Source organism: Nonomuraea sp. NPDC001831 (assembly GCF_042892035.1).
Lineage (GTDB): Bacteria > Actinomycetota > Actinomycetes > Streptosporangiales > Streptosporangiaceae > Nonomuraea.
Map to the genome: position 1 here is coordinate 36,709 of NZ_JBIATU010000019.1, position 20,937 is coordinate 57,645.

Sequence of the window (20,937 nt, forward strand, 5' to 3'; positions counted from 1 at the left end):
TGCTGGAAGACCGCCTGCGCTCAGTCGAACCAGACGATCAGGCGTACGCCGTCGGGGCCGAACCGTCGCGCCAGCGCCCGCATCACCTCGAAGACGGCCGCCCACCCGGTCTCCGGTCCCAGCAGGTCGAGGCGCGTCAAGGCGACGCGTCCGGCCGCCGCGGGGCGTGCCGTCAGGTCCAGGTCGCGCAGCTCCGCCCAGGAGACCCAGGTGCACCCGTGCACGGCGGCGTCGAGGCGGGCGGTGTCCTCGTACTCGGCGCGGACCGGTCCCGACACGTCGTCCGGCAGGCCGCGGCCGGCCGCGACCGGCGGCCACCCCAGCCGGTCGCGGATGCCGAACAGGCAGGCGAACGACTCCTGGTCCTGGTCGTCGTAGAGCGGGTGGAGGGGAATGGACACGGCCGTCCACGGGTCGCCTTCGTACCAGTCCTCTCGGGCGAGCGGGTGACGGGCCTCGATGAAGCCGTAGATGTCGGTGCTCATGGGGAGAGGGTAGGAAGCGACGCCTCCGGTCAGCGGCGGTTCGTGTGGAGGTGCAGGTCGCGCAGGAGGCAGACCTCCGACAGGTGGTGGATGAGCTCGCGGTGCACGTGCAGGACCAGGTCGGCCATGGGGGCCTGCGGGAAGGGCTCTCCGTCGCCCATGGGCGCGCGCAGGCCGGCCTCGCCGAGGTCCCGCACGCCTGCCAGCCACCGCTCGGCCTGCGTGTCGAGCTGGTCGAGCGCCGCGGCCGCGCCGCCGGCGTACTCCCAGGTCTCGTACGAGGCCGGCGGCGCCCCGAAGTGCAGGGCGTTGCGGACGGCCAGCACGCCGACGATGACGTGGCCGAGCCGCCAGGCGATCGTGGTGAAGGGCGGCGGCACCGGCTGGGGGAAGGCGAAGTCGATCGTGTGGCCGCCCGCGCCGGCCTGCACGGGCGCCGTGGAGGTGCCGCGCGGCCGTACGCTCCAGGCGTCCGGCACCGGTGACCAGAAGTACTCCTCGTCGGTCAGGCCGTCGAGCCGGGCCCGGAGCTGGTGGTCCCAGTGGAACTCCCACTGCGCGCGCAACGTGCGGTTCCAGTCGAGTGTGTGTGCGTCCATGGAGACACGATCACCCGCCGGGCGGACAGGATCGGTCCGCTTTCTGGCAGGGTGGCGGCATGGACGAGGCGGGCGCGGAGCGGGGCACGACCGAGCGGGTGCTGACCCTGCTCGGCCTGTTGCAGCAGCGGCAGGTCTGGACCGGCCCCGAGCTGGCCGGACGGCTCGGCGTCACGTCGCGCACGGTCCGCCGTGACGTGGAACGGCTGCGCGCGCTCGGCTACCAGGTGCACGCCGGCCAGGGCATCGGCGGCGGCTACCGGCTCGGGCCCGGCCAGGACCTGCCGCCGCTGCTGCTCGACGACGAGGAGGCCATCGCCACCGCCGTGTCGCTGCTGGCCGGGGCGGACAGCGCGGTCGCGGGCGCCGGCGACGCCGCGATCCGGGCGCTGGCCAAGCTCGACACGGTGCTGCCCACCCGGCTGCGGCACGAGGTGCGCGCGCTGTCCGGGGCGGTGGAGTCGTTCGGCGGGGGGCGTGCACCGGTCGATCCCGAGGTGCTGATGACGCTGGCCAGGGCGTGCCGGGACGAGGTCGAGGCCGGCTTCGACTACCCGTCAGGGGGGCGGGTGGGGCGGCGGCGGGTGGAGCCGTACCGGCTGGTGACCGCCGAGCGGCGCTGGTACCTGCTCGCCTACGACCTCGACCGGGACGACTGGCGCAGCTTCCGGGTCGACCGGATGGCCGGGGTGGCGGCGCGCACCTTCCGGTTCCGGCCGCGGCCGGCGCCGGACGCGGCGGCGTACGTGCAGGAGGGCGTGGCGAGCCGGGCCTACCCGCACCAGGCGCGCTTCCTCCTGCACGCCCCGGCCGCCGCGGTACGCGCGCAGGTCCCGGCGTCGGCGGCCGTCGTACGGGAGCGGGGGAGCGACCGGTGCGAGCTGGTCAGCGGCGCGGGCAGCCTCGACTACCTGCTCATGCACGTGGTCGCGCTGGGCCACGACTTCGAGGTGCTCGACCCGCCGGAGCTGGTGGAACGCTGCCGGGAGCTGGCCCGCAGGCTGGCCTCGGCCGGGACGGTCAGGCCGTCGGGGTGACGGGGGCGGTGTCGAGGGTGAAGGTCTCGACGATCTCGGTGCAGGTGCCGTGCTCGCCCATCACGCACAGCGCGAGGGCCTGGTAGGTGGCGGTGAAGGCGGACGGAGCGGCGAGGAGGCCCAGGTCGAGCGGGTGGTCCCGCTGCTGGAGCCGGGTGAGGGTGATGTGCGGGCGGAACAGGTCGCCGATCTCGTCGTAGCCGTAGAGGTCGAGGTTGGCGCGGGCGGTGGGCGGCGCGGTGAGCCGGTGGTCGGCCAGCACGCGGCCGACCGGGTCGCGGTGGCGCAAGCCCGTGCGCAACGGGTTGAGCGCGGCCACGACGTCCTCCTGGAGCCGGGTGATCGCGTCCGTCTTCCGGAAGAACAGCTCGACCATGCCGTGCTCGTTGGCGGCGAAGGACTCGCCTTCCAGGAGCGTCGCGGAGGTGCGGCTGCTGAGGTCTCGCAGCAACGCGACGGCCTTTTCGAGCTGGTCGGGGGTGAAGTTCGCCATGTAGAGCGAGATGTGCGGGTAGAGGCCGTCCTCGCGCAGGACGAACTCGGTCGCGGTGGCCTCCGCGCAACGCCGGCTCAGGCGCACGGCCTCGGCGTTGACGTCGGGCGGCGGCAACAGGACAACGTCGTAGACCGGGAGATCGTCCATAGGGGATGAGTGTAGGGCGGACCGGGGGCGCCGCGCGCGGGCGGCCTGCCGCCGCAGGGCCAGGCGTACGGCCGGGAACGCGTAGGCGGCCAGCGGCGCCAGCAGGAACACCGCCCCGGCCGCGCGCTGGTCGGCCAGCGGGTCGGGCACCCCGGGCGGGGCCGCCAGGGCGAACCACTCGGCCGCGACGGCCGGGCCCACCAGCAGGTACGTCCCCAGCCCCAGGTACGTGACGGCGGCCACCGCCAGCAGCCGGACCCGCGCGGCCCACGGGAACGGCCTGGGCAGCGGGTCGAGGTCGAGCACCACCCAGGCGACCAGCAGGCCGGCCCCGGCGGACACGGCCATGGTGGCCAGGTGGGGCGCGTACCCGGCGAGCGACCAGGGCAGCCACGGCGTGCCGTACAGCAGCAGGAGCAGCACCGGGACGGCGGCCGTCACCAGCGCGGGACGGGTGAGACGCCGCCCGGGGACGCGGTCGGCGAGCGGGCCGTACCGGGAGCCGGGGCCGGTGGCCCGCGCGGCCAGGGTGAGCGGCGCGCCCGCGCACAGCAGCAGCGGCGCGACGACGGCGAGCACGACGTGCTGCACGGCCTGCGCCGACGACATCGCCCGCGCGTACCCGCCCACGCCGCCGAACAGCGCGACCGCGGCCACGGCCAGCCCGGCGTGCCAGGACAGCGTGCGCAGGACCGGCCAGCCGGGCACCCGGCGCAGACCGGCCAGGTAACCGGCGGCGGGCAACGCCAGCAGCAGCAGGACGAGCGGGTCCAGGCGCACCTCGCTGAGGAGCGCGCCGGGCGAGAAGGGCGCGAGCGCGTACTCCAGGACGGGATGGTCGTGCCCGCCACCCCCGGCGCCGGGCGGCGGCGGGGTGCGCGACAGGCCGACGGCCAGCCCGGTCGCCGCCACCATCACGGTCACCTCGCCCGCGGCCAGCCGGACGAACGTACGCCGCACCCCCCGGTCGGCCACCCCGGCCACGGTACGCAGACGGTGCCGCCGGCCGAACCACGCCAGCACCCCCAGGGCGGCGACCTTGGCCAGCAGCAGCAGGCCGTACCGGCTCAGCCACAGGTCGGACAGTGCGTCGAGCCGCACCCAGGCGCTGACCGCGCCGGAGAGCGCCACGGCGGCGAAGCAGCACAACGCGATCGTGCTGAACCGGGGCAGCACGACCCGCAGGTCGGCCGAGCGCCGGAAGTGCAGCAGCACCGCGGCCAGGCCGCCCACCCACACCGACACCCCCAGCAGGTGGGCCATCAGCGCGGACACGGCGAGGTCGTGGTCGGCCGCCGAGGCGGCATGGCCAACGTAGGCGGGCGGCAGCAGCCCGAACGCCGCCACGGCCAGCGGCGCCCAGGCGGGCAGCCGGCGCACGAGCGTGGCCACCGCCACCGCGAACGTCGTGACCAGCACCACCAGCAGCGCCTGCGTCTGGGGGAGCGAGGTGCCGAAGTCGAGCATGCCGGGCTCGGCGAGCAGGTTCTGCACCGGCATCGGGATGAAGCTGGACAGGGTGAACACGTAACCGGCCAGGGCGGCGACCGCCCACCCCAGCGCCCACCAGCCCGCCGCGCGCAGGCACCGCGCCGACTCCGGCGAGCCCGCCGGGGCCAGCACGGACGCCGCCAGCAACGTCCCCACGCACGCCACCGCGCACAGGTCGAGGGCGAGGCGGGCCAGCGGCAGCCCCCAGTCGGTGACCGGACCGGCGGTGGGCAGCCCGAAGACCTCCACCGTGCCGGCGCCGCCGCCGAAGCGCAGCACCGCGACCAGCACCAGGACGCCCACGCCGACCGCGAACACGGCGTAGGTCCGGGCAGAAGCTCTCATAGCCGACCCGCCAGATTGTCGGAGGCCAGGAACCAGGCCGCGCCGCCCGTGCCGTTCGCGGCGGGCGCGACCCCCACATGCTCCCACGGGGTCCCAGGCCGGGCCAGGCGCGAGCGAGGTCTGCTTCGAGCGCATACGCGGAGATACGCGCCCCCGCCGCCCGCGGTTCAGCGGGTCAGGGGTGGAGCCCCAGCAGGGTGACGGCCTGCTCGCGCATCTCGACCTTGCGGATCTTGCCCGTGACCGTCATCGGGAACCCGTTGACCAGGTGCACGTAACGGGGGACCTTGTAGTGGGCCAGGCGGCCGGCGCAGAAGTCCCTGATCGCCTCGGCGGTCAGCGGCTCGGCGCCCGGGCGCAGGACGATCCAGGCCATCAGCTCCTCGCCGTACTTCTCGTCCGGCACGCCGATCACCTGGACGTCGGCGATGTCGGGATGCGTGTAGAGGTACTCCTCGACCTCGCGCGGATAGACGTTCTCGCCGCCGCGGATGACCATGTCCTTGATCCGGCCGACGATGTTGACGTAGCCCTCGGCGTCCATGGTGGCCAGGTCGCCGGTGTGCATCCAGCGGGCCTCGTCGATCGACTCGGCGGTCTTGTCCGGCTCGTTCCAGTAGCCGAGCATCACCGAGTAGCCGCGGGTGCACAGCTCGCCCGGCTCGCCCCGGGGCACCGCGAGCCCGGTCTCCGGGTGCACGATCTTCACCTCCAGGTGCGGCATCACCTGGCCGACCGTCTCGGTGCGCCGGACCAGCCCGTCGTCGCGGCGGGTCATCGTCGACACGGGGGACGTCTCGGTCATGCCGTAGCAGATCGCCACCTCGTTCATGTGCATCTCGCCGATCACCCGCTTCATCACCTCGACCGGGCACGGCGAGCCCGCCATGATGCCGGTGCGCAGCGACGACAGGTCGAAGTCGGCGAAGCGCGGATGGCCCAGCTCGGCGATGAACATCGTCGGCACGCCGTACAGGGAGGTGCACCGCTCGGCCTCCACGGCCCGAAGCGTGGCCTCGGCGTCGAAGCCGGGCGCCGGCAGCACCACGCAGGCGCCGTGCGAGGTCGCGCCCAGGTTGCCCATGACCATGCCGAAGCAGTGGTAGAGCGGCACCGGCAGGCAGACCCGGTCGTCCTCGGTGTAGCCGACGCCCTCGCCGACGAAGTAGCCGTTGTTGAGGATGTTGTGGTGCGACAGCGTCGCGCCCTTGGGGAAGCCGGTCGTGCCCGAGGTGTACTGGATGTTGATCGGGTCGTCGAAGGACAGCGTGGCCGCCCGTGCGCGCAGCGCGGCGGGGTCGGCGCGGCGGCCGCTCTCGACCAGTTCGTCCCAGCCGGGCTCGCCGATGAACACCACCTGCGTGAAGCCGATCTCGGCGAGCATCGCGCGGTAGTCGCTCGTCTTGTGCTCGACGGCGCTGACCAGCAGCCGCATGCCCGACTGGCGGACCACGTAGTCCAGCTCGTGGGCGCGGTAGGCCGGGTTGATGTTGACCAGGATCGCGCCGATCTTGGCGGTGGCGTACTGCGTCAGCACCCATTCGGCGCAGTTGGGGGCCCAGATGCCGACGCGGTCGCCCTTGGCGATGCCCCTGGCCAGCAGCCCGAGCGCCACCTCGTTCACCGCGGCGTCGAACTCGGCGTACGTCCAGCGCCGCCCGCTCGCCATCTCGACCAGCGCCTCGCGGCCGGCGTACCGGGCCGCGGCGCGTTCCAGGTTCTCCCCGATCGTCTCGCCCAGCAGGGGGAGCGCGGAGACGCCGGACGCGTAGGAGAGCAGTGAGTCACCCATGCCCGAAGCATCCGCCAGGGCGGTCAGGCACGCTACCCCCGTTCAGGGGTAGTCGCGGGACGCCGGAAGCGTGCCATGCTGGGGACATGGCGGTGACACATCTTCCGTCGAGTGCCCTGGCCCCGCAGGCCGCCGTGCTCCTGCGGGCCGCCCTCACCCGGATGCGGCACGTCGTCGGGCTGCCCGTCCTGTTCGGCGGCGCGGTCTCGGCCCCGGGCGGTGCCGTACGGCTCACCGAGCTGACGGGGGTCCGCACGGACGTGCTGCGCGGGCTCGCCATCCACACCGGCAGCGGCCTGGGCGGCCGGGTCCTGGTCACCGCCCGGCCGGGCAGCGTCGAGGACTACGTCACCGACTCCCGCATCAGCCACGAATACGACAGACCGGTGGCGGCCGAGGGCCTGCGGGCGATCGCGGCCGTCCCCGTCGTGGTGGGCGAGACGGTCTACGGGCTGCTCTACGGCGGCGTCCGCGAGCCGCTGCCGCTCGGCACCCGCGTCCTCGACGGCATGCACCAGATCGCCGCCCGGCTCGGCGTCGAGCTGGCCGTCCGCGCGGAGGTGGAGCGGCGGGTGGCCGCGCTGGAGACGGCCGCGATCACCGGCGCCGCCCGCGAACGGCCCACCGGCCCCGAATGGGAACAACTGCGCGAGGCGCACGCCGAGCTGCGCTCGATCGCCCAGGAGGTCGCCGACCCGGTCCTGCGCGAGCGGCTGCAGGGCGTCTGCGACCGGCTGACCTCGCCGAACGGCGGGCCCGTCCCGGCCAACCCGCTCTCGCCGCGGGAGCTCGACGTGCTCTCCCTGGTCGCGGTCGGCTGCGGCAACGCCGAGGTCGGCCGGCGGCTCGACCTGAAGCCGGAGACGGTCAAGAGCTACCTGCGCAGCGCGATGCGCAAGCTCGGCACCCACACCCGCATGGAGAGCGTGGTCTCGGCCAGACGCGCCGGCTACCTGCCCTGACACCGGCGGATTTACCAACTACGGACGATGGCCACCGGCGGCGCCGACCGGTTCCGGGTAGGCCCCCACCATGACTGCTTGGACGAACGACGAACTCGACCGGATCGCCGACGCCGAGGAGCTGCAGATCGCGTCCCTGCGCGGCGACGGCGAACTGCGCCGCCCGGTGACGATCTGGGTCGTTCGCCTCGGCGACGACCTGTACGTCCGGGCCGTGAACGGGCGGGACGGCACCTGGTTCCGCGGCGCCCAGGAACGCGGACGCGGCCGGATCCAGGCCGGGGGCGTCGACAAGGGCGTCACGTTCGCCGACGCCGACCAGGAGCTGAACGACCGGATCGACGCCGCGTACCGGGCCAAGTACCGCCACTACCCGGAGAGCATCGTGGACTCGGTGGTCAGCGCGCAGGCGCGGGCCGCCACGATCAGGCTCGTGCCGCGCTCCTGACCGGCGGGCAACGAGAGGTCCGAAGGCCGCCAGCGCCCGGCCCTCACCGGCGGCGACAGTGGGACGCATGAACACTGTCGTGGATCAGCACGTCCGCATTGAACCCAACATCCTCTACTTCGGCACCCCCGTCGTCCTGATCTCCACCGTGAACGAGGACGGCAGCCCCAACCTCGCCCCCATGTCGTCGGCCTTCTGGCTGGGCTGGCGCGGCATGCTGGGGCTCGGGGCCAGGTCGAAGACGTGCCAGAACCTGGTGCGGACCGGCGAGGGCGTGCTCAACCTGCCTTCCGACGCCCTCGCCCCGCAGGTGGACCGGCTGGCCCTGACCACCGGGAGCGACCCGGTCCCCGAGCGGAAGCACCAGCGCGGCTACCGGTTCGTGCCGGACAAGTTCCAGCGGGCCGGGCTGACCGCCGTCGCGTCGGAGACGGTGGCCGCGCCCCGGGTGGCCGAGTGCCCGGTCGCGATGGAGGTCGTGGTGGAGGAGACGCACCCGGTCGGCGACGGCGGGGTGCTCGCGTTCGAGGTGCGGGTGCAGCGGGTCTGGGTGCACGAGGACATCCGGATGGAGGGCACCGACGACCACATCGACCCCGACGCCTGGCGTCCGCTCATCATGAGCTTCCAGAAGCTGTACGGCCTGGGCCCGCAGGTGCACCCGTCAACCCTGGCGAGCATCCCGGAGCGGCACTACCGCAGCGCCGACCTCGAACGCGCGCGCACCCTCTAGAGCCGCTCCAGCAGCGGCAGCCAGGTGCGGTGGGCGCACAGCTCCATGATCCGCGCCCGGGGCAGCCACTCCGCGCCGGTGCTCTCCGACCCGGCCGGCGGCGCGGTCGCGGCGCCGGGCGCCGCCAGCCGCGCCCGGAACATCACCATGTACGTCAGCGGCGCGTAGCGGTAACCGGCGGGCGCCGGGCGCAGCAACTCGATGCGCTGCCACGCGAACACCGACAGGGCGGGTGGCTCCAGGCGCAGGCCGGTCTCCTCCTGGAGCTCCCGGACCGCGGCCTCGGCGGCGCTCTCACCGGCCTCCAGGTGGCCGCCCGGCACGTCCCAGCCGCGTCCGGGCCGGTCGACGCAGGTGAGCAGGGTCCTGCCGAGGCTGTCGGTGACGAACGCGAACGCCGAGGTCGTGCCGTCGGCGGGCGGGAGGTCCGGGGAGAGGATCACGTCGAGGCGGTGCTCGACGGGGATCCAGGGCACGGTGCCGGAGGCCATCACACGGGTCATGCCGCCATTTCACACGCCCTTGCGCATGGCCCGGTTGCCCAGGTACAGGCCGATCGCGGCGACCAGGCAGGCCGACGCGGTGCCGTACAGGACGGAGGGGGCGCCGAGGTCGCCGGAGAACAGCGCGCGCTGGCCTTCGACGATGTACGTGACCGGGTTCGCCGCGCCGACGGCGCGCAGCCACCCGGGCGCGGTGTCCAGGGGCAGCAGCACGCCCGACAGCAGCAGCAGCGGGAACAGGATCGACTGGCTGACGACGTAGAACAGCGTCCCGTCGGGCGCCGACCGGATGGCCAGGACGAACGAGAACGCCCCCAGCCCCACCCCGAACACGGTGAGCTGCGCCAGCCCCGCCAGGACGCCCGCCGGATACAGCTCGAACCCCAGCGGGACGGCCAGCACGATGATCAGCACGGCCTGGGCCAGCAGCACGACCATCGCCTTCATCGCCCGGCCCACCAGCATCGCCGTCCGGTTCAGCGGCGTGACCAGCATGCGTTCCAGCGAGCCGCCGATCAGCTCGACCAGCAGCGTGTAACCGGCCGACATCGGCCCGGTCAGGCACATCATGACCAGGATGCCCGGCACGAACCACTGCCACGACGAGCCGACCGCGCCGTCCAGCAGCGCGCCGAACAGGAACAGGAACAGCAGCGGCTGGCCCATCTCGAACAGCAGCGCGACCGGCTCGCGCAGGACCGGCCGGAACTCGCGGGTGAAGACGGTGGCGGTGTCACGCAGGAAGGTCGTCATCGGTGAGGCTTCTCCCGGTGAGGGTGAGGAACACGTCGTCAAGGGTCGGGCGCGCGGTCTCGGCGGCGGTCACCTTGATCCCGGCGGCGTCGAGCGCCCGCAGGCAGCCGGGGAGCGCGGCGGGCGCGTTCGCCACCCGCACGCGCACGGTGACGCCCTCGGCGCTGCCGCCGGTCAGCTCGGCGGCCCTGGCGGCGTCCTGGGCGGTGTCGGTGGTGACCGTGACGGTGTCGCCGGCCAGGTCGTTCTTGAGCTGCTCGGCCGTGCCGTCGGCGATGATCGAGCCGTTGTCGATGATCATCACCCGTTCGGCCATGTTGTCGGCCTCCTCCAGGTAGTGAGTGGTGAGGAAGATCGTGGTGCCGTACGCCTCGCGCAGGCGCAGGATGTGCCGCCAGATGTCGGCGCGGCTCTTCGGGTCGAGGCCGGTCGAGGGCTCGTCGAGGAAGAGCAGGTCGGGGCGGTGGATGAGGCCGAGCGCGATGTCCAGGCGGCGGCGCTGGCCGCCGGAGAGCGTGCCCGGCCTGCGGGCCGCCAGGTCTTCCAGGTCGAGCAGGCGCATCAGCTCGCCGGCCCGCGCGACGGCCTCGGAGACGGTCAGGCCGTAGCAGCGGCCCTGCGTGACGAGCTCGTCCCGGACGCGGAAGCTCTCGCCCGCGCTGTTCTTCTGGCCGACGTAGCCGATGCGGGAGCGCACGCCGGCCGGGTCGCGGGTGACGTCGTGGCCGGCGACGACGGCGGTTCCGGAGGTGGGCGGGAGCAGGGTCGTGAGCAGGCGGAGGGTGGTGGACTTGCCGGCGCCGTTGGGGCCGAGGAAGGCGACGAGCCGGCCGGGTTCGACGTCGAGGTCGATGCCGCGGACGGCTTCGACGGTCTCCTTCTTCATGGTGAACACTCGGGTGAGGCCCCGGGTGTGGATCATGGGTGGTGCCTCCTGGGCATGGCGAAGAAGCCCCTGGTCAGGGGCCCTTTCGGGGATCGATTCAGTCTGAGCCGGGTGGTATCGATTTGGCAAACGCGAATGTGATGTTCATATACGGCTCTGACCTGCGGAAACGACGTCCGGAGAGGCGGTCGCGCAAGGCGGATTTCTGGGCCTCGACATGGGGTTTCGCGCTTTTCTGCGAAGAGGCGTGATATTTCCGTGCTTGCGGCGTGAGTGGTGGCTCCGCGATGATCTCGGGCGTGAAACGCTTGTGGTTAATTGCGGTAATTGCCGCTGTCGGCATGACGGGGGTCGCCGAGGCGGCCGACGGCGTTCCCGGTGTCGACGTCAGCAACTGGACGGGCGACGTGGACTGGGCGAGCGTGGCCTCCGGCGGCGGCAGGTTCGCGTTCGTGCAGGCCACCGAGGGCACGAACTACCGCAACCCACGGTTCGACGCGCAGTTCGGCGGGGCCGCGACGGCCGGGCTCGTGCGCGGCGCCTATCACTTTGCGCAACCGCATGAATCCGACGGGACAGCGCAGGCCGACTATTTCCTGCAGAACGGCGGAAACTGGACCAGCGACGGTCAAACGCTGCCCGGTGTGCTCGATATCGAGGACAACCCGTACAAGGACAAGAACGGCAAGAACCACTGTTACGACCTGTCCGCTGAGGACATGGTCACCTGGATCAAGGACTTCACCAAGAAGTACCGGCAGCAGACCGGCCGGGACGCGATCATCTACACCACCACGAGCTGGTGGCAGACCTGCACGGGCAACTCCGGCGCGTTCAAGGCCAACCCGCTCTGGCTGGCCCGCTGGGGGAGCGACCCCGGCGAGCTGCCGAAGAGCTGGAAGCGGCACACGTTCTGGCAGTCGGCGGAGAAGGGCTCGCTGGCCGGCGGCCAGAACTCCTTCAACGGCTCGGAGTCCCAGCTGCGGTCGCTGGCCAACCCGCCCGCCCGGGTGTCGGTCTCCGGCCTGGTCAAGGGCAGGAAGCTCTACCGCGTCACGATCGCGAACACCGGCCCGCACCCCGTCGAGAACATCGTGGTCTCCGGGCGCGCGTACGGCGGGCAGAAGGTGGTCAAGGCCCCCGGTTGCAAGTTCAGCGGCACGGCGGTGCGCTGCGTGGTCGGCAAGCTGGAGCGGGGCCAGAAGGCCGCCTTCACCTTCACCACCAGCCCGAAGGCGAAGGGCCGGGTCGGGATGGTCGTCAAGGTAGGAACGGTCACACTTAACCTCGAAAGCTGAAATATCGCGATAGGTAGGATAAAACCCGGGATCTCGGCTTAAGGGAGAAACGGGTGGCGTGGCGGCGGCGGGGCCTGGCGGTGACCGCGCTGGTCGTCCTGCTGGCCGGCACGGCGTCCATGCCGTTGTCGACGTTCGTGCCGTCCAGGATCGTGCGCATCGCGTACGAGATCGAGCGGTACGACATCACGTATTCGTGGGGCGGCGGCCACGGCGAGCGGCCCGGCCCCACGAAGGGCACCTGCCTGGGCTACAGCGGCCGGATCAAGCCCTGCCCGGCCGCGCGCACCCGCGGCCTCGACTGCTCCGGCCTGGCCCGCTGGGTGTACGCCCTGGCCAACGGAAGGGACGTGCTCGGCCCCGGCAACACCGACGACCACGTACGCAGGATGCGGCCCGTTGAGCGGGGCCTGCCGGGCGATTTAGTCTTCTTCGGAAAAATCACGAAAAATAAGATCAAGACGCATCATGTGGGCATCTATCTGGGTCGTGGGAAGATGATGAACGCGCCCGAGACGGGGGCTTCGGTGCGCATTGACGATATCGGGCGAAGATCGGACTTCGCAGGCTTCTACCGGTACTGAAAGCGGGCGCTACCGGTACGGAAAAGGGTGCCATGCTCCAGTTACACCTCCTTGGACCGCTCCACGCCACCCTGGACGGCCGCCGGCTCGACCTCGGCTCCGCCAGGCAGCGCGCCGTGCTCGCCCGTCTGGTCGCCGCCGACGGCCAGGTCGTCTCGACCGACCGGTTCATCGAGGACCTGTGGCAGGGACAGCCGCCGCCCAAGGCGCTGGCCGCGCTCCAGGTCTACGTCTCGAACCTGCGCCGCGTGCTCGAACCCGACCGGCCGCCGCGCGCCCCCGCCGGAGTGATCGTCAGCGCCCCGCCCGGCTACCGGCTCTGCCTGCCCGACGAGGCCGTGGACGCCTGGCGGCTGCCCGGCCTCATCGACGCAGCCGGCGCGGCGCTCAAGCGGGGCGCGGGCACCGTCGCCCACGACCTGCTCGACCAGGCGCTCGGCCTGTGGACGGGGGCCGCCTACGCCGAGTTCACCGAGGAGTGGGCCGCGCCCGAGGCGGCCAGGATGGCCGAGCTCAGGCTCGTCGCCGTCGAGTACCGCGCCGAGGCCGCGCTGCTGATGGGCCGCCACGCCGAGGCCGTGCCGGAGCTGCGCGGGCACGCCGACGCCCATCCCTTGCGCGAGAACGCCGTCCGCCTGCTGGCCCTGGCCCTCTACCGGTCCGGCAGCCAGGCCGAGGCGCTGGCCGTGCTGCGCCAGGCCCGCGAGAACCTGGCCGAGGAGCTCGGCGTCGATCCCGGCCCGGCCCTGCGCGCGCTCGAACAGGACATCCTCCGCCAATCCGAGTCCCTGCACGCGCCGGAGGTCGTCGAACACGTCCAGGAACGGCCCGTGGCCGCGCAGGAGCCCTCGATCGTGGGCCGGGCCCGCGAGCTGGCCGCGCTGCGGGAGGAGGCCGTGCGGCCGCTCCGGCGCACGGTCTGGCTGGGCGGCGAGCCGGGCGCGGGCAAGAGCGCGCTGGCCGAGGCGTTCGCGGCCGAGCTGGCCGAGCGCGGGTGGCGGGTCGCGTTCGGACGCTGCCCGGAGATCGACGGTGACGCGCCGCCCGCCTGGGCGTGGAGCGAGATCGTCCGGCAGCTCGCCGCCGTACGGCCGCCCGCCGCCGCCGAGGCGGCCCGCCTGGCCCCCCTCCTGAACGACGGCGTCGCCATCCAGAACCAGTTCCAGCTCGCCAGGGCGGTGGCCGGCTACCTGGCGGGCTGCGCGCCGCTGCTCGTGGTGCTCGAAGACGTCCACCGGGCCGACGGCGAGACCCTGCACCTGCTGCGGCACCTGGACCACGCCGCCCGGATCCTGGTCGTCGCCACCTACCGCCCGGCCGAGACCACCGAGGACCTGTCCGCCACCCTGGCCGCGCTCGCCACCGGCAGCAGGCACGTCGAGCTCGCCGGGCTCGACGAGGCCGCCGTCGCCACGCTGCTCGAACGCCACTCCCAGCGCGCCGGCCTCGACCCGGCCACCGTCCGCACGGTCCTGGAGCGCACGCTCGGCAACCCCCTGTTCGTCTGCGAGATCGCCCGCCTGCTGGCCTCCGAAGGGCCGCAGGCCGCCGAGGCGCTGCCGCCCGGCGTGCGCGACCTGATCCGCCGCCGCATCACCCGCCTGCCCGCGACCGCCCAGACCGTGCTGCGCAACGCCGCCGTCGTCGGCAGGGACGCCGACGTGGACGTGCTGATCGCGCTGCACGACGGCGACGAGGACACCGTCTTCGACGGCCTGGAGGCCGGCGTCATGACCGGCCTGCTGACCGAGCCGGGGCCCGGCCGCGTGAGGTTCACGCACGTCCTGGTCAGGCAGGCGCTGTACGAGGACACCGCGCGGATCCGCCGGACCCGGCTGCACGGGCGCGTGGTGTCGGTGCTGGAGCGGCTGCGGCCGAACGACGTGGCGGCCCTGGCGCACCACGCGCTGGAGGCCGCCGCGCCGGACGCCGTGCGGTACGCCAGGGCGGCGGCCGTCCAGGCGTCCGGCCTGCACGCGCACCGCGAGGCGGCGGCGCTGTGGCGCGCCGCGCTGGAGTTCGCCGCCGACGACGCGACCCGGCTCGACCTGCTGTGCGGACTGGTGTCGGCGCTGGGCCACGCGGGCGACGTGCTGGGCGCGCTGGCCGCCAGGGCGCAGGCCGTCGAGCTGGCCGCCCCGCGCGGCGCGCTCGCCCGCGCCCTGACCTCCTACGAGGCCCCCGTGGTCTGGACGATCCAGGTGGACTCCCTCTACAACAGGGACTTCATGGAGGCCGTGGAGCGCGAGCTGGCCGCCGGTCCCGACGACGAGACGCGCTGCCGCCTGCTGGCCGCGCTCGTGTTCGAGCTGGAGGGGCACGACGACGACCGCGTGGACGCCGCCGGCGCCGAGGCCCTGGCCCTGGCCCGCCGCCTCGGCCGTCCCGACCTGCTCTGCCTGGCGCTCAACGCGCGCTACTTCGCCGTGCTCAGCCCGGAACGGCGGGACGAGCTGGAGGCCGTCGGCGCCGAGCTGCTGGAGCTGGGCCGCACCCACCGGCTCGTCGGCTACCTCACGCTGGGCCACTGCGCGCTGCTCATGGCCGCGCTCGGACGCACCGACCTGGAGGCGGCCAGGCGGCACGCCGACAGCGGCGTGGCGGTGTCCACCAGCGGCCAGCTCGGCATGTCGCTGGCCATCCTGGCGCTGTTCGGCGCGCTGCGGAAGCTGGTCGAGGGCGAGTTCGACGAGGCGGAGGCCGTCTACACCGGGCTCACCGAGCAGATGGCCGAGCGCGGCGGCGTCAACGCGCGGGCCATGGGCGCTCTGGGCAGGTTCGCCGTCCGGATGGCCCGCGGGAACGTCCGCGACTCCCTGGACGAGCTGGCCGCCATCCGGGAACGCGTGAACAGCAACACCGTGCACGAGATCTACGCCGGGGCGCTGGCGGCCGCGGGCGAGCTCGACGCGGCCCGGCGGGTGTGGCGGCCCGAGTCGTGGTTGCCGCGCAACTACTACTGGCTGATGTGGCAGGCGTTGCGCGGCCAGACCGCCGTCGCCCTGGAGGACCGCGAGGTGGCCGCACGCTCCTACCGCGTCCTGCTGCCGTGGGCGGACGAGCTGGCCGGGATGAGCAGCGGGTCGGTCACGCTCGGGCCGGTCGCCCTGGTGCTCGGCGACCTGGCCGAGCTGCTCGGGCTGCCGGCCGACGGCCACTACGCGCAGGCTCTGCAGGTCGCCGAGCGCGTCGGCTCGCCGCACTGGGCGCGGGCGGCCCGCCGCCGGGCGCGCCGCTGAGCGGGTCCCTGAGGGCTCACGGCGTGCCGAAGATCAGGCTCTGGCGGCGCCGGTGGCCGCGGCCCATGAGCGCGAGCAGCACCACGAGCACCGGCCCGGCCAGGCGCCGCAGCTCGGCCAGCTCCTCCGGCTGCGCGTACTGGGCGATCCTCGGCAGGTCGAACCGGGCGTCCCCGCCCTTCCTGACCTCGGTCTCGACCTTCTGCCAGTCCGCCTCCGAGACGTACTTGGCGACGACCGGGAAGATCAGCCGCTCCTCCTCCTCGATGTGCTCGTCCAGCAGGTCGGCGAGCGCGGCCAAGGACTTGGCCATCCGCCGGGCCGCCTGCCCGTCGGAGCCGAGCTGGGCCGCGGCCGTCGTGATCTCCTCCAGCAGCGGGTCGAGCGCCGCGTGGTCGTCGGTGAGGTCGCTCAGGTCCACCTCCGCGCCCGCCGAGCGCACGATGACCGGCCACAACACGTTGTCCTCGGCCTGGTGATGGTGGTGGATGCCCGCGCAGAGCTTGGCGGTGAACGTCGCGATCGCCCGCAGCCGCTCCTGTCCGGCCCGCTGCTCGCCGGCGGCGATCGCGCTCATCACCTCGGCCAGACGGCGGGTGTCGCCGCGCATGGCCCGGTGCGTGATGCGGAATCCGAGCATGTTGGGTGCCATTTCGGTGCTCCTTCTGTCTGTTTGGCACCAGAGTGGGACGCCGCTCTTAGACACCTCTTGGTGCCGACTTGGCATGGCGGTAACGCCTGTGGCGGACGGAAATTGAGAGACCCGGCGGCTAGGGTGTGCCGCTATGGACAGGCGATGGGTCGGCCTCGACGGCGTCGAGGTCGTGCCGGCGATGCGGGCGGGCCGGCAGGTGCTGCGGGTGCGCAGGAACGGGTGGCTGGTCGCCGACTGCCGTTCGGTGGCGGAGGTGGCCGCGCTCGTCGACCTGGCCGATCTGTGCGAGGTGGTCGATCTCGCCGCGCGCCGCGGATCCGGCGGCGCGGTGGAGGCCCGTACGAGTTCGCATCATGGCTGAGTGCCGTGTATGGTTACACCTGTCCGCAGCGAGCGGACAGGCCCCTATAGCTCAGTCGGCAGAGCGTCTCCATGGTAAGGAGAAGGTCAACGGTTCGATTCCGTTTGGGGGCTCTTGTAATGAGCGGATATGACGCCCGGCCAAGGTGACTTGGAGCCGGGCGTTTTTCGTTGTGCGGGTTGTGCGGGTTGGGCGGCGCTTGTCGTGGAGCTTCAGTCGGCCCCAAGAAGGCTCCAAGGGCGGGCGTGTTCCATGACGGTCATGAGAAACATGTTCGCGGCCCGTGGTGTACGCCGGGCGCTGGCTCTGATCCTGCTCTCCGTCTCGACCGTGCTGACGATCAGCGTGGCGAGCAGTCCCGCCTACGCGTGGAACCCGGCCAACGACGGCTGGCACAAATGCCTGATCGACGGCAAATGGATGTGGTGCAAGGACCTGTAGGTCCTGCGGGCGAGCCGCTCTTCCCGTGCGGGAGGGCGGCTTTTTCGTGTCGTGCGGTTGCTCACGTTCTGGCCTTGCGGGACGCGAAGGCGGGGAGGTCGATCACCTCGACCAGGTCGGCGAGGTCCACGTGGTGGACGATCTGGGCGATGGTGCCGTAGTAGCCGAGGAGGTAGCGGCGGCCGTTCACGGTCTGGGTGACCTTGATGCGCTGCCTCGCGCCGAGCGTGATGACCTCGACGAGGATGCCGCGGGGGCCGTGCCAGCGTGTCACGCCACAACTCTACGCAAAACGGACAAAAGCATAGAATGTGGACCGTCGGGCAGGAGGCCGGTGAGGGTTGGTTGCCCACACCCGAAAGCTCCGGACGCGGGGAAGCGTCCGGAGCTTTCGCTTGCCCGGCGTAGTGGGGTTAAGCGAGCTCGCCGGCGGCGGCGTTCCCTGCTGCACGGAGATGTCGGCGTCCCGGCGGCGAGTCATCGGACGCGCGTCGGATGGGGGACTCTCGGCCGGAATTGCGTCGGCCAGGGGGTCTGCGACTGGGGGGCCTGGTCAGGGGCCCGTCGGCGGGGAGAGCGCCGCTGGTGGAAGGGGCGGCGGGCCAGGCGCGGTGGGGCCGGCGACGGGCACGGTGTCCGGCTGGTTCAGCGCCGCAGGAGGCGCGGCGCCCGGCCGAGGCAGGCCCCCGAGGGGATCGGCGTGCGGATGGACGGAGGCGACGTCGAGAACCCCGGAATGCTCGAAGGGCGGAACGCCGAGGGACAGCGCCGTCCGGGTGAGCTGGAAGCCGGACGGGGGCATGCGATTGGTCCGCACGCGCTCCCAGGCCCGCTCCCACTCCGGCACCCGATGCTCGGGCACCCCGCAAGCCAGCAGGAACGACACCATCACCGCCTTGTTCGGAAACCGCCGTCCGGCCAGCATGTCCGCACAGGTCGCCTGGGGAAGCCGGGGGCCGCCCGCCGTGTCCGCCCGCGCCTGGAGCTCCCGCAACGACACGTCCGCCCGCGCGAACTGCTCGGCGAGCAGCCTCACCAGGCCCTCGTGACAGCTCACCGACTCCACGCCGGGTCCCGCGCCTTCCTGGTCCTCGCCCATCGCCCCTCTCCCCGACCCGGCCTTCTTCCTGCCCGCCAGTGTACGAACGATGACCGTACGTGTCCGGAGGGATTTCGGGACGTCCGAGTCGGGCTCGCGCGTGGACGACTCCGGACGAGTCTGTCCGCCCTGCTGTTGGACACCGGCGCCCGGTCGCTTTCCTGGCAATCGAGCGCACACCAGCGCCGAAACCCCGAGCAGCTCAAGCAGAACGAGCCGCTCAAGCAGAACGAGCCGCTCAAGCAGAACGAGCAGAAGAGGAAGACGACATGAACAGGAAACTGGCACTCGCCGCCGGTGTCGCCGCGGTCCTTTCCGGGCTTGTCATCCCGTCCGCCCCCGCCTCGGCCGGCAGCCTCCAGTGCAACAGCGGCCGGGCCCCGGAGGACGGCTACGTCGGCCGCGCCGACTGCTACAACCCGACCGGCCAGACCTGGGTCTACCGGGCCGTGATCACGTGCGGCTGGAGCCCGGACGTCGTCGGCCCGTGGATCACGCTCGGGCCCGGCGCCTCGGGCAGGTCGGAGGGCAAATGCGCAAGCTGGGGCAGCGGCGTCGGCGCCGTAGGCGTGGACGAACGCCAGTCGTAACCCCCCGCTCCAGCCCCCCTGTGCGGTCGCACGGGGGGCCGCCGCGCCCCCTCACGCCCACCCTGGGGTCGCCCACCCCGGGTTGACCGCTCTGCCCACTTCGTCACTGCGCCGGCATCGGCTGCGCGGCACCTTCGGGTGGGCGCAGGCGTCCGCTGCGGGTCCCTCCGTCGCTGCGTCGGCGTCCGCCGTGGACACCCCTCCCTCATCCGCGCGGGTCCGCCCACCGCGTGGAGGCGCGCCGCCGGCGTTCGCCGGGGGCACGCCCGTTCGCCGTACGGACGGGCGTCGCCGGCGGCCGCCAGGGAGCCCTTCGGACCACCGCGGGGACGGGCGCAGCGGGTGTGCGTTCGTCGCTGCGTGCCTGGTCCGGAGGTTCGCGTCGGTAAAGGGGGGCTGCTAGTGTGGCGGTGGCCTCCGCGGGTGATTCCCCAGGCGAGACCCAGGTGGCATGATCGGATTTCGGTTGTCGGAGGTTCCTGGGGCATACTGGTAGCACCCCACCCGATCAGGTGAGTTACTAATGTGCTCCCAGCTTCGGGTATCCTCTACGGGCCGGGAGTTTCCGGCCAAGGCGGAGTAGCTCAGTCAGGCAGAGCAAACGGCTCATAATCGTTGTGTCGCCGGTTCAAGTCCGGCCTCCGCTACTACCCAATCCCAGGTCGGTCGGCCTGGGTACGGGTGTGTCCATGTCCCGAACGTAGAAAGGCACTCCCAAGTGGCTGCCACCGACGTTAGGCCGAAGATCACGCTGGCCTGCCAGGAGTGCAAGCACCGCAACTACATCACGCGGAAGAACCGGCGCAACGACCCGGATCGGCTTGAGCTGAAGAAGTACTGCCCGAACTGCCGCTGCCACCGCGCGCACCGCGAAACCCGCTAGCGGTACTTCTGCCTCCATATCGCACAACCGGCGTCCCGGACGGGGCGCCGGTTTGTCGTGTTCTCCCTGCTTTGAGGCGTCTTTCTAGGCGCTGACCCGGGCCCCGGCAAAAAGCACGCCATGAGCGGCGACAGCCGAACCTTGTTCTGTTACCGTCTGGCTCAGCAGCGCTCGTTGAAGACATCCGAGGGAGCACTGATGGCCTTGAACCGTGACTTCGTGGGCAGGACCTATCCATCCGCCGCCCCGTACGAGGTCAGCCGGGTGAAGATCAAGGAGTTCGCGGCGGCGATCGGCGACAACAACCCGGTCTACCGCGACAGGGAGGCCGCCAGGGCCGCCGGATACCCCGACGTGATCGCGCCGCCCACGTTCCCCATCGTGTTCAGCCTGCAGGCGGGCGGCGAGGCGCTGGTCGACCCCGAGCTGGGCCTGAACCTCGCGATGGTGGTCCACGGCGAGCAGCGGTTCGAGTACGTCAGGCCCGTCTGCGCGGGTGACGAGCTGGTCACCACCGCGACGATCACCGACATCAGGAGCGCCGGACGCAACGAGCTGCTGACGATCAGGAGCGACGTGACGACGGTCGCCGGAGAGCCGGTCTGCACGACCTACAACACGATCGTCGAGCGCGGAGGGGCGGGCTGAGATGGCGGCCACGGTGAGGTACGACGAGGTCGAGGTCGGGCAGGAGCTCCCGGCCGTGGGCTACAACGTCCGGCGGCTGAACCTGGTCATGTACGCCGGCGCCTCCGGCGACTTCAACCAGATCCACTGGAACGAGCGCTTCGCCCGGACGGTCGGGCTGCCCGACGTGATCGCGCACGGCATGTTCACGATGGCCCAGGCCGGCCGGTTCGTCACGGACTGGGCGGGCGATCCGGGCGCCGTGCTGGACTTCGGCGTGCGGTTCTCGTCGATGGTGATCGTGCCGGACGACGACCAGGGCGCGACGATCTCGGTGAGCGGGGTCGTCGAGGAGAAGCTGGAGGACAAGCGGGTGGTCGTCGGGCTGACGGCCAAGGCGGGCGACGCGAAGGTCCTGTCGAAGGCGCGTGCGGTGGTACAGCTCTCCTGATCCCGTGATATGTCGGGCGGGTCGCGGGTAGC

23 protein-coding genes and 2 tRNA genes are annotated in these 20,937 nt (G+C 72.3%); 15 read left to right on the forward strand and 10 right to left on the reverse strand.

What is annotated here, in order from left to right; translation table 11 throughout:
• Positions 1-20: 20 nt before the first annotated feature.
• Positions 21-485: a hypothetical protein gene (locus ACFYYW_RS40885; RefSeq protein WP_387657811.1), complete on the reverse strand. Its 465-nt coding sequence runs from the start codon at positions 483-485 to the stop codon at positions 21-23.
• A gap of 29 nt (positions 486-514) precedes the next feature.
• Complete coding sequence (locus ACFYYW_RS40890) at positions 515-1,084, reverse strand: DinB family protein (RefSeq protein ID WP_387657814.1); 570 nt, start codon at positions 1,082-1,084, stop codon at positions 515-517.
• A 59-nt stretch (positions 1,085-1,143) separates the two neighbouring features.
• Between ACFYYW_RS40890 and ACFYYW_RS40895 the strand changes: the two genes are divergently transcribed.
• Complete coding sequence (locus ACFYYW_RS40895; protein ID WP_387657817.1) at positions 1,144-2,121, forward strand: helix-turn-helix transcriptional regulator; 978 nt, start codon at positions 1,144-1,146, stop codon at positions 2,119-2,121.
• On the opposite strand, the gene ACFYYW_RS40900 is transcribed toward ACFYYW_RS40895, so the two are convergent.
• Both ACFYYW_RS40900 and ACFYYW_RS40905 read right to left on the reverse strand, forming a co-directional pair.
• Positions 2,105-4,600 (reverse strand): bifunctional copper resistance protein CopD/cytochrome c oxidase assembly protein, encoded by a 2,496-nt coding sequence (locus tag ACFYYW_RS40900; RefSeq protein ID WP_387657820.1) that lies wholly within the window; start codon positions 4,598-4,600, stop codon positions 2,105-2,107. The genes ACFYYW_RS40895 and ACFYYW_RS40900 overlap by 17 nt on opposite strands.
• Before the next feature lie 175 nt (positions 4,601-4,775).
• Positions 4,776-6,392, reverse strand: a complete 1,617-nt coding sequence (locus ACFYYW_RS40905) for an AMP-binding protein (RefSeq protein WP_387657823.1) — start codon at positions 6,390-6,392, stop codon at positions 4,776-4,778.
• 86 nt (positions 6,393-6,478) lie between these two features.
• Here ACFYYW_RS40905 and ACFYYW_RS40910 point away from each other — a divergent pair, with 86 nt between their 5' ends.
• The 3 genes from ACFYYW_RS40910 (at position 6,479) to ACFYYW_RS40920 (ending at position 8,535) form a co-directional block, all read left to right on the forward strand.
• Complete coding sequence (locus ACFYYW_RS40910) at positions 6,479-7,354, forward strand: LuxR C-terminal-related transcriptional regulator (RefSeq protein ID WP_352320964.1); 876 nt, start codon at positions 6,479-6,481, stop codon at positions 7,352-7,354.
• A gap of 70 nt (positions 7,355-7,424) precedes the next feature.
• Positions 7,425-7,802, forward strand: coding sequence for a DUF2255 family protein (locus ACFYYW_RS40915; protein ID WP_352320966.1), 378 nt, complete (start codon positions 7,425-7,427; stop codon positions 7,800-7,802).
• Between the two features lie 67 nt (positions 7,803-7,869).
• Complete coding sequence (locus tag ACFYYW_RS40920) at positions 7,870-8,535, forward strand: flavin reductase family protein (protein ID WP_387657828.1); 666 nt, start codon at positions 7,870-7,872, stop codon at positions 8,533-8,535.
• On the opposite strand, the gene ACFYYW_RS40925 is transcribed toward ACFYYW_RS40920, so the two are convergent.
• Genes ACFYYW_RS40925 through ACFYYW_RS40935 form a run of 3 tightly spaced genes read right to left on the reverse strand, consistent with a single transcriptional unit; the run spans position 8,532 to position 10,713 of the window.
• Complete coding sequence (locus tag ACFYYW_RS40925; protein ID WP_387657831.1) at positions 8,532-9,038, reverse strand: NUDIX domain-containing protein; 507 nt, start codon at positions 9,036-9,038, stop codon at positions 8,532-8,534. The two genes, ACFYYW_RS40920 and ACFYYW_RS40925, sit on opposite strands and share 4 nt — an antisense overlap.
• Positions 9,039-9,047: 9 nt before the next feature.
• Positions 9,048-9,791: an ABC transporter permease gene (locus tag ACFYYW_RS40930; RefSeq protein ID WP_387657834.1), complete on the reverse strand. Its 744-nt coding sequence runs from the start codon at positions 9,789-9,791 to the stop codon at positions 9,048-9,050.
• Positions 9,772-10,713: an ATP-binding cassette domain-containing protein gene (locus tag ACFYYW_RS40935; protein ID WP_352320974.1), complete on the reverse strand. Its 942-nt coding sequence runs from the start codon at positions 10,711-10,713 to the stop codon at positions 9,772-9,774. The genes ACFYYW_RS40930 and ACFYYW_RS40935 overlap by 20 nt, the downstream gene beginning before the upstream one ends.
• Before the next feature lie 305 nt (positions 10,714-11,018).
• Between ACFYYW_RS40935 and ACFYYW_RS40940 the strand changes: the two genes are divergently transcribed.
• From ACFYYW_RS40940 to ACFYYW_RS40950, 3 genes are read left to right on the forward strand one after another with little or no spacing between them, the layout of a single operon-like run.
• The gene (locus ACFYYW_RS40940) at positions 11,019-11,975 is read left to right on the forward strand and encodes a lysozyme (RefSeq protein ID WP_387657838.1); all 957 of its coding nucleotides are present in this window, start codon (positions 11,019-11,021) and stop codon (positions 11,973-11,975) included.
• A gap of 53 nt (positions 11,976-12,028) precedes the next feature.
• A complete protein-coding gene (locus tag ACFYYW_RS40945) occupies positions 12,029-12,559 on the forward strand; it encodes a C40 family peptidase (protein ID WP_387657841.1) in 531 nt (176 codons plus the stop codon).
• A gap of 32 nt (positions 12,560-12,591) precedes the next feature.
• Positions 12,592-15,798 carry a BTAD domain-containing putative transcriptional regulator gene (locus ACFYYW_RS40950; protein ID WP_387657844.1) on the forward strand — a complete coding sequence of 1,069 codons (3,207 nt, stop codon included), beginning with the start codon at positions 12,592-12,594 and terminating at the stop codon, positions 15,796-15,798.
• Between the two features lie 16 nt (positions 15,799-15,814).
• On the opposite strand, the gene ACFYYW_RS40955 is transcribed toward ACFYYW_RS40950, so the two are convergent.
• On the reverse strand, positions 15,815-16,450 hold the full coding sequence (locus tag ACFYYW_RS40955; RefSeq protein ID WP_387657847.1) for a hemerythrin domain-containing protein: 636 nt from the start codon (positions 16,448-16,450) through the stop codon (positions 15,815-15,817).
• Between the two features lie 133 nt (positions 16,451-16,583).
• Between ACFYYW_RS40955 and ACFYYW_RS40960 the strand changes: the two genes are divergently transcribed.
• From ACFYYW_RS40960 to ACFYYW_RS40970, 3 genes are all read left to right on the forward strand, one after another.
• Positions 16,584-16,814, forward strand: a complete 231-nt coding sequence (locus ACFYYW_RS40960; protein WP_352320984.1) for a transposase — start codon at positions 16,584-16,586, stop codon at positions 16,812-16,814.
• Between the two features lie 40 nt (positions 16,815-16,854).
• Positions 16,855-16,927 (forward strand) — tRNA-Thr (locus tag ACFYYW_RS40965).
• Between the two features lie 148 nt (positions 16,928-17,075).
• Positions 17,076-17,255, forward strand: a complete 180-nt coding sequence (locus tag ACFYYW_RS40970; RefSeq protein ID WP_352320986.1) for a hypothetical protein — start codon at positions 17,076-17,078, stop codon at positions 17,253-17,255.
• A 61-nt stretch (positions 17,256-17,316) separates the two neighbouring features.
• Here ACFYYW_RS40970 and ACFYYW_RS40975 read toward each other — a convergent pair whose 3' ends face one another.
• Entirely contained in the window at positions 17,317-17,529 is a 213-nt protein-coding gene (locus tag ACFYYW_RS40975) for a hypothetical protein (protein WP_364326791.1), read from the reverse strand.
• A gap of 279 nt (positions 17,530-17,808) precedes the next feature.
• Positions 17,809-18,354 (reverse strand): hypothetical protein, encoded by a 546-nt coding sequence (locus ACFYYW_RS40980; protein ID WP_387657851.1) that lies wholly within the window; start codon positions 18,352-18,354, stop codon positions 17,809-17,811.
• A gap of 269 nt (positions 18,355-18,623) precedes the next feature.
• Between ACFYYW_RS40980 and ACFYYW_RS40985 the strand changes: the two genes are divergently transcribed.
• The 5 genes from ACFYYW_RS40985 to ACFYYW_RS41005 all read left to right on the forward strand — a co-directional run bounded on the left by ACFYYW_RS40985 (position 18,624) and on the right by ACFYYW_RS41005 (position 20,905).
• A complete protein-coding gene (locus ACFYYW_RS40985; protein WP_387657854.1) occupies positions 18,624-18,944 on the forward strand; it encodes a hypothetical protein in 321 nt (106 codons plus the stop codon).
• 573 nt (positions 18,945-19,517) lie between these two features.
• Positions 19,518-19,591: transfer RNA gene (locus ACFYYW_RS40990), tRNA-Met, on the forward strand.
• Positions 19,592-19,662: 71 nt separating this feature from the next.
• Positions 19,663-19,827, forward strand: coding sequence for a 50S ribosomal protein L33 (rpmG, locus tag ACFYYW_RS40995; protein ID WP_019632658.1), 165 nt, complete (start codon positions 19,663-19,665; stop codon positions 19,825-19,827).
• A gap of 198 nt (positions 19,828-20,025) precedes the next feature.
• Entirely contained in the window at positions 20,026-20,475 is a 450-nt protein-coding gene (locus ACFYYW_RS41000) for a MaoC family dehydratase N-terminal domain-containing protein (protein ID WP_352320994.1), read from the forward strand.
• A gap of 1 nt (position 20,476) precedes the next feature.
• The gene (locus ACFYYW_RS41005) at positions 20,477-20,905 is read left to right on the forward strand and encodes a MaoC family dehydratase (RefSeq protein WP_352320996.1); all 429 of its coding nucleotides are present in this window, start codon (positions 20,477-20,479) and stop codon (positions 20,903-20,905) included.
• Positions 20,906-20,937 lie beyond the last annotated feature (32 nt).